General features: G+C 62.9%; 13 protein-coding genes. 2 read left to right on the top strand and 11 right to left on the bottom strand.

What is annotated here, in order from left to right:
• The first annotated feature begins 85 nt into the window (after positions 1-85).
• Positions 86-1861, top strand: coding sequence for a monovalent cation:proton antiporter-2 (CPA2) family protein (locus LQK84_RS07880; protein ID WP_230828140.1), 1776 nt, complete (start codon positions 86-88; stop codon positions 1859-1861).
• Between the two features lie 12 nt (positions 1862-1873).
• Here the strand turns inward: LQK84_RS07880 and LQK84_RS07875 are convergent, their stop codons facing one another.
• From LQK84_RS07875 to LQK84_RS07865, 3 genes are read right to left on the bottom strand one after another with little or no spacing between them, the layout of a single operon-like run.
• The gene (locus LQK84_RS07875; protein WP_230828139.1) at positions 1874-2764 is read right to left on the bottom strand and encodes a patatin-like phospholipase family protein; all 891 of its coding nucleotides are present in this window, start codon (positions 2762-2764) and stop codon (positions 1874-1876) included.
• Positions 2764-3321, bottom strand: a complete 558-nt coding sequence (gene rsmD, locus LQK84_RS07870) for a 16S rRNA (guanine(966)-N(2))-methyltransferase RsmD (RefSeq protein ID WP_230828138.1) — start codon at positions 3319-3321, stop codon at positions 2764-2766. Before rsmD ends, LQK84_RS07875 begins: the two co-directional genes overlap by 1 nt.
• 3 nt (positions 3322-3324) lie before the next feature.
• The gene (locus LQK84_RS07865; RefSeq protein WP_230828137.1) at positions 3325-5418 is read right to left on the bottom strand and encodes a pseudouridine synthase; all 2094 of its coding nucleotides are present in this window, start codon (positions 5416-5418) and stop codon (positions 3325-3327) included.
• Positions 5419-5602: 184 nt separating this feature from the next.
• Here LQK84_RS07865 and LQK84_RS07860 point away from each other — a divergent pair, with 184 nt between their 5' ends.
• On the top strand, positions 5603-6031 hold the full coding sequence (locus tag LQK84_RS07860) for a nucleoside deaminase (protein WP_230828305.1): 429 nt from the start codon (positions 5603-5605) through the stop codon (positions 6029-6031).
• Positions 6032-6034: 3 nt separating this feature from the next.
• On the opposite strand, the gene LQK84_RS07855 is transcribed toward LQK84_RS07860, so the two are convergent.
• From LQK84_RS07855 to LQK84_RS07820, 8 genes are all read right to left on the bottom strand, one after another.
• The gene (locus LQK84_RS07855; RefSeq protein ID WP_230828136.1) at positions 6035-6514 is read right to left on the bottom strand and encodes a GNAT family N-acetyltransferase; all 480 of its coding nucleotides are present in this window, start codon (positions 6512-6514) and stop codon (positions 6035-6037) included.
• A 29-nt stretch (positions 6515-6543) separates the two neighbouring features.
• The gene (locus tag LQK84_RS07850) at positions 6544-7353 is read right to left on the bottom strand and encodes a GGDEF domain-containing protein (protein ID WP_230828135.1); all 810 of its coding nucleotides are present in this window, start codon (positions 7351-7353) and stop codon (positions 6544-6546) included.
• A 136-nt stretch (positions 7354-7489) separates the two neighbouring features.
• Positions 7490-8101 (bottom strand): hypothetical protein, encoded by a 612-nt coding sequence (locus tag LQK84_RS07845; protein ID WP_230828134.1) that lies wholly within the window; start codon positions 8099-8101, stop codon positions 7490-7492.
• 156 nt (positions 8102-8257) lie between these two features.
• Complete coding sequence (gene ileS, locus LQK84_RS07840; RefSeq protein WP_442966929.1) at positions 8258-11146, bottom strand: isoleucine--tRNA ligase; 2889 nt, start codon at positions 11144-11146, stop codon at positions 8258-8260.
• A 330-nt stretch (positions 11147-11476) separates the two neighbouring features.
• Complete coding sequence (locus LQK84_RS07835) at positions 11477-12697, bottom strand: GGDEF domain-containing protein (RefSeq protein WP_230828132.1); 1221 nt, start codon at positions 12695-12697, stop codon at positions 11477-11479.
• 130 nt (positions 12698-12827) lie between these two features.
• Positions 12828-13274 (bottom strand): YeeE/YedE family protein, encoded by a 447-nt coding sequence (locus LQK84_RS07830; RefSeq protein ID WP_230828131.1) that lies wholly within the window; start codon positions 13272-13274, stop codon positions 12828-12830.
• Positions 13274-13699 carry a YeeE/YedE family protein gene (locus LQK84_RS07825; RefSeq protein ID WP_230828130.1) on the bottom strand — a complete coding sequence of 142 codons (426 nt, stop codon included), beginning with the start codon at positions 13697-13699 and terminating at the stop codon, positions 13274-13276. Before LQK84_RS07825 ends, LQK84_RS07830 begins: the two co-directional genes overlap by 1 nt.
• A gap of 140 nt (positions 13700-13839) precedes the next feature.
• Positions 13840-14820, bottom strand: a complete 981-nt coding sequence (locus LQK84_RS07820; RefSeq protein WP_230828304.1) for a bifunctional riboflavin kinase/FAD synthetase — start codon at positions 14818-14820, stop codon at positions 13840-13842.
• Between the last annotated feature and the right edge of the window lie 2 nt (positions 14821-14822).

Here is a 14822-nt window from a genome sequence, read left to right as displayed (position 1 = left end):
TTGTTCCCTTCCTGAAGCATCAAGTCCATGCGATGCCGATTCGACTTTTCCGCCCCGTTTCACACCTGTCCGATGTAGGAATGCCATGACGAACGCCCATAGCCTGTTCGAGGAAGCGCTGATTTTGCTCGGAGGTGCGGTTGTCGCCTCCCCCATTTTCAAGAAGCTCGGGCTTGGCACGGTTCTCGGATATCTCGCAGCCGGCGTGGTGATCGGGCCGGTCATGCATCTCATTCGCGGGGCGGAGGATATCCTGGGCGTCGCCGAACTCGGCGTCGTCTTCCTGCTCTTCGTCATCGGGCTTGAACTGAAACCTTCGCGACTCTGGCAGATGCGCAAGGATATTTTCGGTCTCGGAATGCTGCAGGTGGGCCTGAGCGGTGCAATACTTTCAGCGATCTGCGTCGTTACCGGCTTGCTCGATTGGCAGGGCGCGCTCATTGCCGGTTTCGGGCTTGCACTTTCCTCGACGGCCTTCGCCCTCCAGATTCTGGAGGACAATGGCGACCGGTCGACCAAATACGGACAACGGACATTCTCGCTCCTGCTTTTTCAGGATCTCGCAATCGTGCCGCTTCTGGCGCTGATCCCGCTGCTTGCCCGCCAGCAGGGCGATGTGGCGGCACCCGATCGCCTGCAGAACTTCGTCATGGCGATTGGCGTGATCGTCGCGGTTCTGGTCGCCGGGCGCTATCTGCTCAACCCGCTCTTCCAGGTGATTGCCCGCACCGGCGCACGGGAGGCCATGATTGCGGCGGCACTTTTCGTCGTCATGGCGGCTGCAGTGACGGTAGAGCTTGCCGGGCTCTCCATGGCCATGGGCTCGTTCCTCGCTGGTGTCATGCTGTCGGAATCGAGCTTCCGCCATGAATTGGAGGCCGATATCGAGCCGTTCCGCGGCATTCTGCTCGGCCTGTTCTTCATGGCGGTCGGCATGTCGCTTGATCTTCAGGTCATCGAGCAGAACTGGTTGCTCGTGCTGATCGCGGTTCCGGCCGTCATGGTCGTCAAGGCGGTGACGATCTATGCTGCCTGTCGCATCACCGGCTCGTCGCACAACGATGCCGTCAGGATCGGCGGACTGCTGCAACAGGGCGGCGAATTCGGCTTCGTGCTCTTCTCGGCCGCCACTGCGGCCTTCCTGTTTCCCGCCTCGACGGCATCGCTGCTGATTGCCACCGTGACGCTCACCATGGCCGCAACCCCGCTTGGCGTGGCGATCCTGACCTTCCTTCTGAAGGATGGTCCGGTCGAGGAACTGGACGAGGATTTCGAGGGCGCGGGCTCGGACGTGCTGATCATCGGCTTCTCGCGTTTCGGACAGGTGGCCGCGCAGGTCCTGCTGGCGAGCGGGCGCGACGTGACGATCATCGACCACTCCGCCGACCGTATCCGGCAGGCCGCGAATTTCGGCTTCCGCATCTATTTCGGCGACGGCACCCGCAAGGACGTGCTGCGCTCGGCCGGCGTCGAGCGGGCGAAGATCGTTGCCGTCTGTACGCAGAAAATGGAGATCACCGACCGGATCGTAGATCTCGTTCTCGACGAGTTCCCGCAGACGCGGCTTTTTGTGCGCGCCTATGACCGCGTGCATCTTCTCTCCCTGCAGGCGCGCGGCATCGACTATGGCGAGCGCGAGACATTCGAGGGCGGCCTGAAATTCGGAGCGAAGACGCTGGAAGGGCTGGGGCTCGACGAAACCACGGCGCTGGAGCTGGCGGACGAAACCCGCGAGCGCGACTATGCGCGTCTCGCTCTCCAGGCTGCGGAAGGGATTACCGCCGGCCGCGACATGCTGCACACCCGTCCGGTCAATCCGGAACCGCTGGTCAAGCCGCGCAAGCGCGAAGAACAGGACTGACGGAACGGTCGCTTACGGCTTCTGGCGGAAGGCGATCTCGGCGTCGATGAGGCGTTTGACCTCATCCTTCACCCCGCTTGCCGCCTCCAGCACTTCGCCGGCGCGCATGAAATCGAGCACGCGGAAGCGGTTGACCTCGGGCCGGAGAAGGATGTCCGGCGGATTGCTGCGCATCTTGGTGGCGATCAGCGACTGCATCATCAGTTGCGATGCGCCGAACAGGCTGTCGATGCGGTTCGGGATGGTGATGCCATCGCCTTCCGGCGCGCCGACGACATCGACGCCGATGACGATATCGGCCTTGCCGAGCAGGCTTTCATAAGGCACCGGATCGAAGACACCGCCATCGATCATGACCCGGCCTTCCATCGTTACCGGCATGAAGAGCGCCGGAATGGCGGCCGAGGCGGCCAGCGCCGGAAAGAGTTCGCCCTCGCCAATCAGCATGCCGCACTGGCCGTAATAATCCGTCACGGTGACATGGAGCGGAATGGAGAGCTGCGAGAAATCCTCCGGAATCGCGTCGGGCAGAAAGGCGCGGAGAATCCGTTCCAGATTGAACTGGCCGAAACGGAAGCCCTTGCGCATGTTTTCCGGGCGCAGCTTCCAGAGCCGGTTGATCACCTGGTTGCGGTTTCCGACGGTCGCCAGCGTATATTCGCGGATTTCGCGGCCGGTCATGCCGGCAGCGCGGCCGGCACCCATGAGCGCGCCGATCGAGGAGCCGTTGATAGCGACCGGCGTCAGGCCGAGCTCGTCCAGCGCTTCGAGCACCGGAATATGGGCGATACCACGCGCACCGCCACCGCCGAGCGCCAGCGCAATGGTCGGCGAGGTCTGTTGAGCGACCTTTTCGCGGTCCTTGTCTTTCTTCTTCTTTTTCTTCTTGCTCTTGTCAGCCATCACGCGCCGAAACGATAAAAGTGCATCTTCGTATCTCCGAAGGCGCGCTCCTCGATAAACGTCAGGCCCTGCGGGATGACCGGTGCAACATCAGCCCGCTCTTCCAGAATGACCAGCGCACCGGGAACCAGCCAGCCGCCCTTAATGGCGGCTGCAATTGCCTTTTCGCCCAAACCCTTTCCATACGGCGGATCTGCGAAGAGAATATGAAAGGGTTCCATCGTGCCGACGATCCCGAGATCGGTGGCATCGCGGCGGAAGATGCGGGCGCGCGACTGCAGGCCGAGCGTTTCGATGTTCTGGCGCAGCAGGCCCCTGCCCTCGACGCTGGTCTCGACAAAAAGGCCCTGCTGACAGCCACGCGAAATCGCCTCGAGCCCGACGGCACCCGTGCCGGCGAAGAGCTCGAGGATCCGCGTCCTGTCCAGCGCTTCCGGGTAGCTGTGCGCGAGAATGTTGAACAGGCTCTCGCGCGTCCGGTCCGTGGTCGGACGGATGTCGTTGGATTTGGGCGCGGCCAGGGCGCGGCCGCGAAATTCACCGCCGACGATACGCATGGCTTAGCCCTTCGGCTTGCCGCCGCCGCGTGGCCCGCCGGAAGGCTTGCCACCGAAACCGCGACCACCACCGGGTTTGCCGCCACCTGGCTTGCCACCGCCGCCGGGTTTGCCGCCAAAGCCCTTGCCGCCACCCGGCTTGCCGCCGCGTGCGCCAAACGGCTTGTCGCCCGAAGGCTTGCCAAAGGACTTGCCGCGGGGCTTGTCGCCGAACGGGCGATCGGCGCCGTCACGGTCGGATCTCGGCTTTCCGGAGAAGGCCCGTGCCGGACGAGCATCGTCGCGGCCGCCTTCACGCGGTTCGCGCGGCGGACGGTCGCCATAGGGACGATCACCGAAGGAGCGTTCGCCACGGGGGCGATCCTCACGGGGCCTGTCATCACGGGGACGGTCATCACGCGGACGGTCACCGAAGCCGCGCTTGCGGTCACGGCCGCCTTCGCCTTCACGTTTCTTGTCAGCGTCACCGGTCGAGCGGATCCACTGGCCTTCGTCGTCGCGAACCTTCAGAACCGAGGGACGGACAACGCGGTCGGAGATGGTCGCCTCGGGCTTGCGCTCGTCAGGACGCGGGCCTCGATTGCCACGCTTGGCAACCTTGGCAGCTTCCTTTTCGCCGAGCGGACGGGCACCGGGGGCCATCCAGACATTGGCGCTGCGCTGATTGCGCGGCGGGATCTTCTTCTTGTCCGAGCGGTCGTCGGAGCGATCGCCACCGCCAGCGCGGGCCGGCTTGGCGCCAAAGGGCTTGTCGCCGAAGGAACGTTCGCGCTGCGGACGGTCGCCGCGATCGCCTCTGTCACTGCGATCGCTACGATCGCTGCGTTCGGGACGAGGGCCACGGTCGGACATCTCGCGCGGCTTGCGGGCGGGCGGACGGGCCTCTTCCTCTTCCACGACGAGCGCACCGCTATGGTCAAAGATCGGCGCGTCGAAATTGGCCTTGGCGTCTTCGATGAGGCGCGGACCCAGCTGGTCGCGCAGCATGCGGCCTTTGATTTCCATGACCTGGCCTTCCGGCAGATTGCCGAGCTGGAAGGGGCCATAGGAAATGCGGATCAGGCGGTTCACGTCGAGGCCGATGGCGCCGAGAACGTTCTTGATTTCACGGTTCTTGCCTTCGCGCAGACCCATGGTAATCCAGGCATTGTGGCCCTGTTCACGATCGAGGATCGCGTCGATGCCGCCATAGAGCACGCCGTCAACGGCGATGCCGTCCTTGAGCTGGTCGAGCTTGGCCTGATCGACCGAGCCGTGGGCGCGGACGCGATAGCGGCGCAGCCAGCCGGTCGAGGGCAGTTCCAGCACGCGGGCGAGACCACCGTCATTGGTCAGCAGCAGCAGGCCTTCGGTGTTGATGTCGAGGCGGCCGATGGACATGACGCGCGGCAGGCCTTCGGGCAGGTTGTCGAACACCGTCGGACGACCTTCCGGATCGGCATTGGTGGTCACGAGCCCGGCCGGCTTGTGGTAAAGCCAGAGGCGCGTGCGTTCCGGGCCGCGAATGCGTTCGCCATCGACTTCGATATTGTCGGCATAGGTGGCGTTGACGGCCGGCGCGGTCAGCACTTCGCCGTTGAGGCGAATGCGGCCTTCCATGATCATGCGCTCGACATCGCGGCGCGAGGCAACGCCGGCGCGCGCCAGCAGCTTGGAAATACGCTCGGGCACGAGGCCGGCATTTTCGGTTGCGGGCCTGGGTGCCGCACCGGCGCCAGCAAACTTGCCGTCGCCCTTCGGGCGATCGGACTTGAAGGCGGGCTTGCCACCCGGCTTGCCAAACGGCTTGCCTGCCGGCTTGTCAAAGGATCTGGGCTTGTCGCCCGGCTTGCCATAAGACCGGCCCTCGGACTTGCCGAAGCGCTTCTCGGCGCCGCCCTCGTCGCTTTTCGCGAAGCTCTTGCCGGCCGGTTTGCCGAAACGCTTCTCCGCGCCGCCTTCGGCACCCTTGGAGAAGGTCCGGCCTTCGCCGCCAAAGCTTTTGCCTGCCGGCTTGCCATAGGGTTTGCCACCCTTGGCGCCTGCGGCGGAATCTCGTTTGCCTGCGCCGCCAGCCGGCTTGCGGGCCGGGCGCTTCTTTTCGTCATCGAATGCCATGAGAGGCTGTCCACTTATTCTTGAGCCGCAAACAGGCTGTCTCGTGTCACCCGACACCCAAACCCGGCGCGCGCTTTCGCTTTCGCTGGACTTGTTCCTGAATTTGCCTATTCGTTTGGCGTCCCTTATCAGGTCGCAATCACGACGTTAAGAGGTTTCTCGCGTGAACGGGTCAAATCGCATCATGGATCGGGCGCTTGAAGAGGCGCGAGCCGCTGCCACGCGCGGCGAAGTGCCCGTTGGTGCCGTCATCGTGCTTGGCGGCGAGGTGATTGCCAGTGCCGGCAACCGCACGCGCGAACTCAATGATGTGACCGCGCATGCCGAGATCCTGGCGATCCGCGAGGCCTCCGCCAAGCTCGGTTCCGAGCGGCTGATCGATGCCGATCTCTATGTGACGCTGGAGCCCTGCGCCATGTGCGCGGCGGCGATCTCCTTTGCCCGCATCCGCCGGCTCTATTATGGCGCGGAGGATGAGAAAGGCGGCGGCGTGGATCATGGCGGGCGCTTCTATGCGCAGCCGACCTGCCATCATGCGCCGGAAGTCTATTCCGGCATTGCCGAGCAGCAAGCGGCGGCAATCCTCAAGGACTTCTTTGCCAACCGCCGGTGAGCGTCAGCCCTTCGCGAAGGCATGAAGCTCCTCGCCCGAGAGGCGATAGCGGATCCATTCGCCCTGCGGCTTCGCCCCTGTCGCGTCATAGGTGCGGATCGCCGGCGTATTCCAGTCGAGCACGCTCCACTCGAACCGGCCATAGCCATTGTCGAGCGCGAAATTGGCGAGATGTTTCAGGATCATCGTGCCGATGCCCTTCTGCCGCGCCGATGGCATGACATAGAGGTCTTCGAGATAGATGCCCGGACGGCCCTGCCAGGTGGAGAAGGTGTAGTACCAGAGCGCAAAGGCGACCGGCTCGCCCTCGTCCTCGCAGATCAGCGCATCGACCACGGCATCGGGCCCGAAGACGGTCTCTTCCAGCTGCTCGACGCTGGTCTCGACCTCGTCGGCCGCATGCTCGAATTCGGCAAGATCGCAGATGAAGCGGAAGATGGTCGGTGTGTCGGCGATCGTCGCCTTGCGGATGGTGGCGGGCATGTCGTTCTCCGGATTGAATGGGCCGGGATTTACCGGGTGTTGCGGGAAAGGTTGGGACCACGCAGATTGCCCCAGTGGCTGCAATTGCCGCCCTGCGCCGACGAGCGCTCGAGCTCCGCATCAGCCACTTCCAGCGCGGTTTCGATGATGAAGCCCGGGGCGCATTCGACACCACCGACCGACAGCGTCATCGGCCGCGGGCCGTCGCCCGGGAAGGGTAGCTGCACGGCCGAGACCGCCTGCGAGATCGAGCCGATGGCCAGCGAGGCGAGAATGGGCGTCGAGCCGGGCATGAAGATCGCCAGGTCGTGATCTCCGATGCGGCCGGCGAAATCGACCGGGCGCAAGGTGCTCCTGATGGCGGCAGCGGCGGCAAAGATCGCCGTGTCGGCCGCCGCACCGCCGTGGCTCTTGCGCAGGCCGGCGAGGCCATCCACCCGCAACTTGACCAACTGGCCGATATCCGGGTGCCCCGGCTGATGCAGCATGCGCTCGCGGAAGACATCTTCCGTCAGCAGCCGCGTCAGGGGATCATGGCTGCGCTCGCGCAGCAGTTCCATGTTCGAACCGACCAGCTTCGCATTGACGTCGTCGAGCTGGGTCAGCGCCTTCACGAGACTGTCTCTCAGCCGGCGCGTGGTCTCGAATTGCCAGAACTGGACGGCGCTTGCCGGAAACCCGATGACGACAGGCAGAACCAGCGTCATGATCAGGCCGGCACCCTCAAGCTTTCCGCCCAGCAGCGGCACCACGACGTAGGAAATCGAAAAGGACGCGACAAGCGACAGGAGGGCCGTCAGCGCAGCACGCAAGATCACGACGCGATAGATACTTGGCATGTTCAAGCGCCCACTTATTCAACTGAGTCGCATGTATGTCCAACTCAGTCGCAGGCGGCAATGGTCGCGCCGGTATCGCCAAACAAAAAAGCCCGAAACCTTCCGGTTTCGGGCTTTCTGATAAACCTTTGCGATATCAGTCGAAAACGTCCCACCATTTGTGGTTTGTCTGCTTGGCAGCGGCCGCTTCCTTCTTGCGCTCCCGCTCCTTGACCTTCTCGGGCGTGCCGAGGTCGGTCAGTTCCGCCTGATCGACCTTGCGGTAGTCCAGCGGCGGGTCGCTGAGGAAGCGACGCTTGTCGGAATAGATTCCCTGGTCGATCTTGCGTGCGTCGCGATAGGCCTGACGCTGCTCGGCAAGAGACTTGGTCTGGTTGGCGGCGGTCTGGCCAAGCAGCGGCGAACGGTAACCGTTGCCCTGCTGGTCGGCTTCCTCGCGCAGACGCTGGCGGGTTTCTTCCGGGCTTTCCACCCACTTCGGATTGCTCTTGGCGTCAGCCAGCGACTGCTGCGGCGCGATCAGCTGATCCTTGCGGGCCGGAACGACCAGCTTGGGATTGGGCTGATAGGCAATCTTGTCGTTCTTGTTCTGCGGCGTGATGTCGAGAACGCTGCCGACGTCATCCATCAGGTGCTCTGCAGCGGTCTTGTTGGTTCCGTAGGTCGGGCTACTGATGCAGCCGCTCAGCGTCGTCACGGAAACCGTCACGCCAAGAATACCGACTGCTACTCGAAACCAAGAGGTCATGTTTCTGATTGTCCCTGATGCCTGGGCGCGCATTCCGCACGCCTTTTACTACGGCCTACGACCGGAATTTAAAAGCCATTAACCGAAATTCCGGCCAATTTCGGGCGGAAAATACCGGATGGGTTCAGAAAAGGCAAACCTCATCCGGTATTTTACTCAAGACTTTACACCGAGTTCGCGAAGTGCGGCAGCATCGCGGGCGGAAACTTCCGGATAATCCGGGTCAGACCCGACATCCTTCGTGACCTTCCACGAGCGTGCGCATTTGCGACCTTCAGCCAGCTTCGGCTCGACGGAGACGCCGGAAACCTCGTCAAGACGGAAGGCCTCTGCCGGACCTTCCGAACCGTCCACCACGATTTCCGAGGTGATGCAGATCTCGGCGAAGTCCTCGCCCTTCAGGGCATCGAGAAGTTCGGCATTGGTGATGTGAACGACCGGAGCGGCCTCGAGCGACGAGCCGATGCGCTTCTCGCGACGTTCGATTTCGAGCGCGCCGGTGACGACCTTGCGGACTTCGCGGATCTTCGCCCACTTGGCGGCCAGCGCCTCGTTCTTCCACTCGCCCGGGATTTCCGGGAACTGTTCGAGATGGACCGAGACTGCATCCGGCTTGCGCGAGATCCAGGCCTCTTCCATCGTGAAGGGCAGCATGGGGGCAAACCACAGAACAAGGCTTTCGAAAAGCTTGCGGATCACATGCAGCGACGCACGGCGGCGCAGCGACGACGGGGCGTCGCAGTAGAGCGCATCCTTGCGGACGTCGAAATAGAAGGCCGAGAGTTCGACGTTTGCGAAATCCGACAACGAGCGCACGACGCGCTTGAAGTCGAATTCGTCATAGCCCTTGCGCACGATCTCATCCAACTCGGCCAGACGATGCAGCATCAGCTTTTCGAGCGCCGGCAGGTCGGAGTAGGCAATCTCCTCGCCCTTGTCGTGGGCGAGCGTGCCGAGCATCCAGCGGATCGTGTTGCGGATCTTGCGATAGCTGTCGATATTGGTCTGGATGATCGTCTTGCCGAGGCGCTGATCTTCCCAATAGTCGGTGTTCATGACCCAGAGGCGGAGGATATCCGCGCCCGATTCCTTCATGACATCCTGCGGGAAAACCTGATTGCCGAGCGACTTCGACATCTTGCGGCCGTCTTCCGCCATGGTGAAGCCATGCGTCACGACGGCGTTATAGGGCGCGCGGCCGCGCGTGGCGCAGCTTTCGAGCAGCGACGAATGGAACCAGCCGCGATGCTGGTCGGAACCTTCCAGATAAACATCCGCCGGCCACTTGAGATCCGGGCGGTCTTCCAGCGTGAAGGTATGCGTCGAGCCACTGTCGAACCAGACGTCGAGAATGTCGCGGACCTGCTTCCACTCAGCGGCATCATACTTGCCGGCGAGGAAGCGTTCGGCCGCACCTTCGGCAAACCAGGCGTCGGCGCCTTCGGCCTCGAAGGCTTCGAGGATGCGGGCATCGACGGCGTCATCGCGCAGGATTTCGCCGGCTTCATTCGCAAACACGCAGATCGGCACGCCCCAGGCGCGCTGACGGGACAGAACCCAGTCAGGCCGCGTTTCGATCATGCCGCGCAGACGGTTCTGGCCGCCGGCGGGGACGAAACGGGTCTCGTCAATGGCGGAAAGCGCACGCGAACGCAGCGTCGAGCCGTCGCCGAGTTCCTTGTCCATATAGACGAACCATTGCGGCGTGTTGCGGAAGATGACCGGCTTCTTGGAGCGCCAGGAATGCGGATAGTCATGCTTGATGCGGCCGCGGGCGAAGAGGTTGTTGGCCTCGATCAGCGCCTTGATGACGCGATTATTGGCATCGCCCTTCTTGCCGTTGTCGTCCATGACGCGGGCCGGGCCACCTTCTGCGGACGGGCCGAAACCCGGCGCGTCTTCCGTATAGAAGCCATCATCGCCCACGGTGAAGGGGATCTTGGTGGAGATGCCGCGCGCTTCCAGCACCCGCGCAGATGCCATCCAGGCATCAAAGTCTTCGCGACCATGGGACGGCGCCGTGTGGACGAAACCCGTGCCGGCATCGTCGGTGACGTGGTCGCCATCGAGGAGCGGGACAGCGAAGTCGTAGCCGAGGGCGGCCAGCGGGTGGGCGCAGGTGATCGCGGCCAGTTCTTCCGGCGCGACATCGCGGATGAACTTGAACGTGACCTTTGCCTTGGCGGCAGCCTCATCGGCAAGCCGCGTTGCGAAGATCAGGCGCTCGCCCGGCTGCGGACCAAAGTCGTTCGTCGCCGTCTCAACCTCATAGAGGCCGTAAGGGAAGCGCGACGAGAAGGAGATGGCGCGGTTGCCGGGGATGGTCCAGGGAGTCGTCGTCCAGATGACGACGAAGGCTCCACGGAGATCTCCCATCTGCCCGTTGTGGACAGAAACAGGTTCACCGTGTTGATCTGGTCTGAGCACGTTGTTAGAAACCGGGAACTTCACCCAGATCGTGTCGCTCTCGACCTCGTGATATTCCACCTCAGCCTCAGCCAGTGCCGTGCGCTCGACGACCGACCACATGATCGGCTTGGAGCCGCGATAGAGCTGGCCGGACTTGGCGATCTTCAGCAGTTCGCCGGCGATGCGGGCCTCGGAATGGTAGGCCATGGTCGTGTAGGGGTGTTCGAAGTCGCCCTCAATGCCGAGGCGCTTGAACTCGGCCGACTGGATATCGATCCAGCCCTGTGCGAATTCGCGGCATTCGCGGCGGAATTCGTTGATGTCGACTTCGTCCTTGTTCTTGCCCTTGGCGCGATAGGCTTCCTCGATCTTCCATTCGATCGGCAGGCCGTGGCAGTCCCAGCCGGGAACGTAATTACTGTCAAAGCCGCGCATCTGGAACGAGCGGGTGATGACGTCTTTCAGGATCTTGTTCAGCGCGTGGCCGATATGGATGTTGCCGTTGGCATAGGGAGGGCCGTCGTGGAGAACGAACTTCTCGCGGCCGGCGGCAGAGGCGCGCAGCTTCTTGTAAAGCTCCATCTTCTGCCAGCGGGCAACGATTTCCGGCTCCTTGGCAGGCAGGCCGGCGCGCATCGGAAATTCCGTCTGCGGCAGGTAAAGCGTGGACGAATAATCAACTTTTTCTTGGGGTTCGGTCATGGACGTCTGTCACTCACGGACTGGCGCGAACGGGGCCGCGCATTCAAATTGCGGATGGATTTTTGAAAGTCTGGCGCCAAGGGGAAGCGCCGAAATCCCGGACCCTCGGGCAGGCTCGCCTTGCGAGCGCCTCAAAGGGCCGGGCCAATAATTCGGATGATAATGTTCCACCGGCGCGGCATCATAGCGCGCGCTTTCTAGGCGTTTTTGACGGAAATTGAAAGAGGTTGCGGCGAAGAATATCGGCCATTCGTCGCCATTGGCTCATGCGCTAGCGTGAGCGACGCCGGTGCCAAGAGCGGCGTTGGTACGCAGCTGCCGCGCATCCTGCCTCAGGAGCAGACCGGCGTCGAACGCGACGATGCGGTCACGACCGGTATTCTTGGCGGTGTAGAGTGCACGGTCAGCGGCCGCGAAAATGCGGTCCATGTCGCTTTCGCCAGCGTCAAAGCCGACATAACCGCCGGAAAACGTGATCGAAAACCGCCGGCCATCGCGCGCCGCGATGGATGTTGCGGACACGACGGTGCGCAGGTCATCGAGGAGGCGCCGCACCTCCTCCGGGCCGCAATCGGTGAGCAGGATCGCGAATTCCTCGCCGCCGAGACGGCCGAAAACCGCGCCCTTCGGCAGCGCATCCGTCACGGCACGACAGAACACCCCGAGCGCGGTGTCGCCGGCATGGTGGCCAAAGGTGTCGTTGACGGATTTGAAATGGTCGATATCGAGAACCGCAAGCACGCCGCCGTGACCCGCGCGCCGGGACCAGGCGTCGTAGAAGGCGGTGCGGTTGAGCGCTCCGGTCAGGCCGTCATGCCGCGCAAGATGCCGCTGCCGCTCGGTCGCGCGCTCCAGCTTGACGACAAGCGTCATCAGATAGGCAGCCATGTTGAGCAGGACCAGCGGGATTGTCGTGACCTCCAGCCAGATTGTCACGGGCTTGCCGTCGACAAACTGGACCGGATAGAAATAGGCCAGCGGCGCAATGGCGACATAGGTGGCGGCATAGACAACGAGCGTGAAGGCGGCGATGCGGCCGAAGCGCAGCTTCTCCCGGCGCGAACCGCGGCAGGTGACGCGCGCGGCAACGATCAGATTGATCGAACCACCGAGATAGAGCAGCCAGATGCCGTCCTGATGCCCGCCGGAGAGGAGCTTGGTCGCGTAGACGGCGGTCCCGGTCAGGAAGGCGACGACGAGGGCTGCGGTCGGTCGCGCATCCTCGCCATAAAGCTGCCGGTAGCCGAGCGCCAGGTAACCGCTGGCCGCCGTCGAGACGATGCCGCCGATATAACCGCCGATCTGCAGCGGAATGAAGTCTCCCGAGATCATCAGGAACGTGCCGGAGACCTGCAGGACGCTGGCAATGAACCAGTTACGCGTCTCGGCGCCGGTTTCGTCAAAAAGCCATGCAAGGCCCGTCACCAGGCATACGAAGACACATATGCCTGTCGAGAAGACGAAAACGGTGGTGAAGTCGAGCATCGAAAAGATCAGCCTCTGGATTTGTTGTACTAAACAACTCCAAAAGCCTGAAAACAATATTTACCCGCAGGTTTTTCGGGAAAGCGATCGTTGCAGTGGTGAACGGCGCCTTGCGGCTTCACCTCAATCTTTATCCAGTCGTTTTCTGCGCCGAGGCAAAGAAATCGGCCTGGCTGATGGTTCGGGCAATCAAGATCCCGACGAGCATGGCAACGACGAAGATCAGCGCGCTCGCATGGCCGAGGCCGAGCGCGGGAATGGCGGCACCCGGGCAGAAGCCGGCAATGCCCCAGCCGATGCCGAAGACGGCCGAGCCGCCCACGAGCTTGCGGTCGATCAGCCTGGCCTTGGGCAGCACGAAGGTGTCCCCGAAGACCGGCTTCTGCCGGCGGCGGAAGATCAGGGCATAGCCGGGAACGGCGACGGAGAGCGCGCCGGCCATGACGAAGATCAGGCTCGGGTCGAAGGTGCCGGCGAGGTCGAAGAAGTTCAGCACCTTGGCGGGATTGCCCATGCCGGAGATGACGATACCCAGGCCGAACAGCGCGCCGATGAGGAAGACGGTGACGTAGCGCATCAGAAGCCTCCGAAGACGTGGCGGATGACGAAGGTGGTGAGGAAGGCGAAAGCCATGAAGGTAACGGTCGCTGCCGCCGAACGCTTCGAGAAGCGGGCGAGCCCGCAGATGCCGTGACCCGATGTGCAGCCGGAGCCGAAGGTGACGCCGATGCCGGTGATGACGCCGCCGATGATCAGGGCCGCGAGCGGTACGGGCACGTCGAAATCGACCTTGACGCCGGAGAAAGCCAGCCCTGCCGGCGCGATCACCGCACCGGCCAGGAATGTCGCCTTCCAGGCCCAGTCGCGGTCGAGGGGCGGAAGGATGCCGCCGAGGATCGCCGTCATGCCGGCAATGCGGCCCCAGAAGAGCATCAGCGTCACCGCCGAAAGGCCGATCAGCAGGCCTCCCGCAAAGGACATGAGGGGAGTGAATTCTGTCATCGGAATTTCCGCCAATTGGACAAGGTGCAGAAAAGGATACGCCGGCGCACGCAAAAACATAGGTTTTTGATCATGTTCTTGCCCGCCGATGCGAAATGGTTTTGCGTCGGCTGCCACTTTGGCAGCCGTCCATTTCGCAATCAGAAACAGAGCTTGAGATCTAGCTCGCTCAAGGGGCGGACGCCGGACAGCAGCGCCTTGGCCTCTTCCTTGTCACGCTTCATCTGTTCAACGAGCGGATCAAGGCCATCGAACTTCAGTTCGGGGCGCTGGAAGCCAAAGAGCGAGACAGAGGCGACTTCGCCATAGAGATCGCCTTCGAAGTCGAAGAGGAAAGTCTCAAGCAGTGCGCGGCCGTTGCTGGTGACCGTCGGACGAAAACCGTAGCTTGCGACGCCGTCATAAAGGCGGCCGTCCGGGCGACGATAGCGCACGGCGTAGATGCCGGGCTTCAGCGGATTTTCAAGCGGCAGTTCCATGTTGGCGGTCGGGAAGCCGAGCGTGCGGCCAAGCTTCTGGCCATGGCAGACTTCGGCCTCCACCGTGTAGCGGAAGCCCAGCAGACCGGCGGCCTCGACGACATCGCCGCTCGACAGCAGGTCGCGGATGCGGGTCGAGGAGACAATATCGGTGTTCTCGTCACGGAAGGCATCGACCAGCGTGACATCGAAGCCGTGGCGCTTGCCCGCTTCCATCAGGAAGGCCGGGCCACCTTCCCTGCCCTTGCCGAAATGAAAATCGAAGCCGGTGACGACATGCGAGGCATGCAGCCAGTCCTGTAGGATGGAGGTGACGAAATCCTCCGCCGAACGCTGCGAGAACGAGCGATCAAACGGATATTCCACGACCGAGCGGAAGCCGAGCAGCTGGATCAGCCGCGCCTTCAAGGGTGCAGGCGTGATACGGAAGAGCGGCTTGTCGGGATTGAAGACGGTGCGCGGATGCGGCTCGAAGGTGAGGACCAGCGCGGGCACGCCGCGCTTTTCGGCTTCTTCCAGAGCCCGGCCGAGAACCGCCTGATGGCCGCGATGCACGCCATCGAAATTGCCGATCGCCACCACGCCGCCCTTCAGCGCGTCGGGCAGAGGTTCGCGTTTCTCGTTGCGATGGAAAACTGTCATTC

The sequence above is a fragment of the Rhizobium sp. C4 genome, assembly GCF_021026315.1.
GTDB lineage: Bacteria > Pseudomonadota > Alphaproteobacteria > Rhizobiales > Rhizobiaceae > Ensifer_A.
The sequence above is the reverse complement of the archived record's forward strand: the minus strand, read 5'-3'. Positions and strand labels throughout refer to the sequence as shown.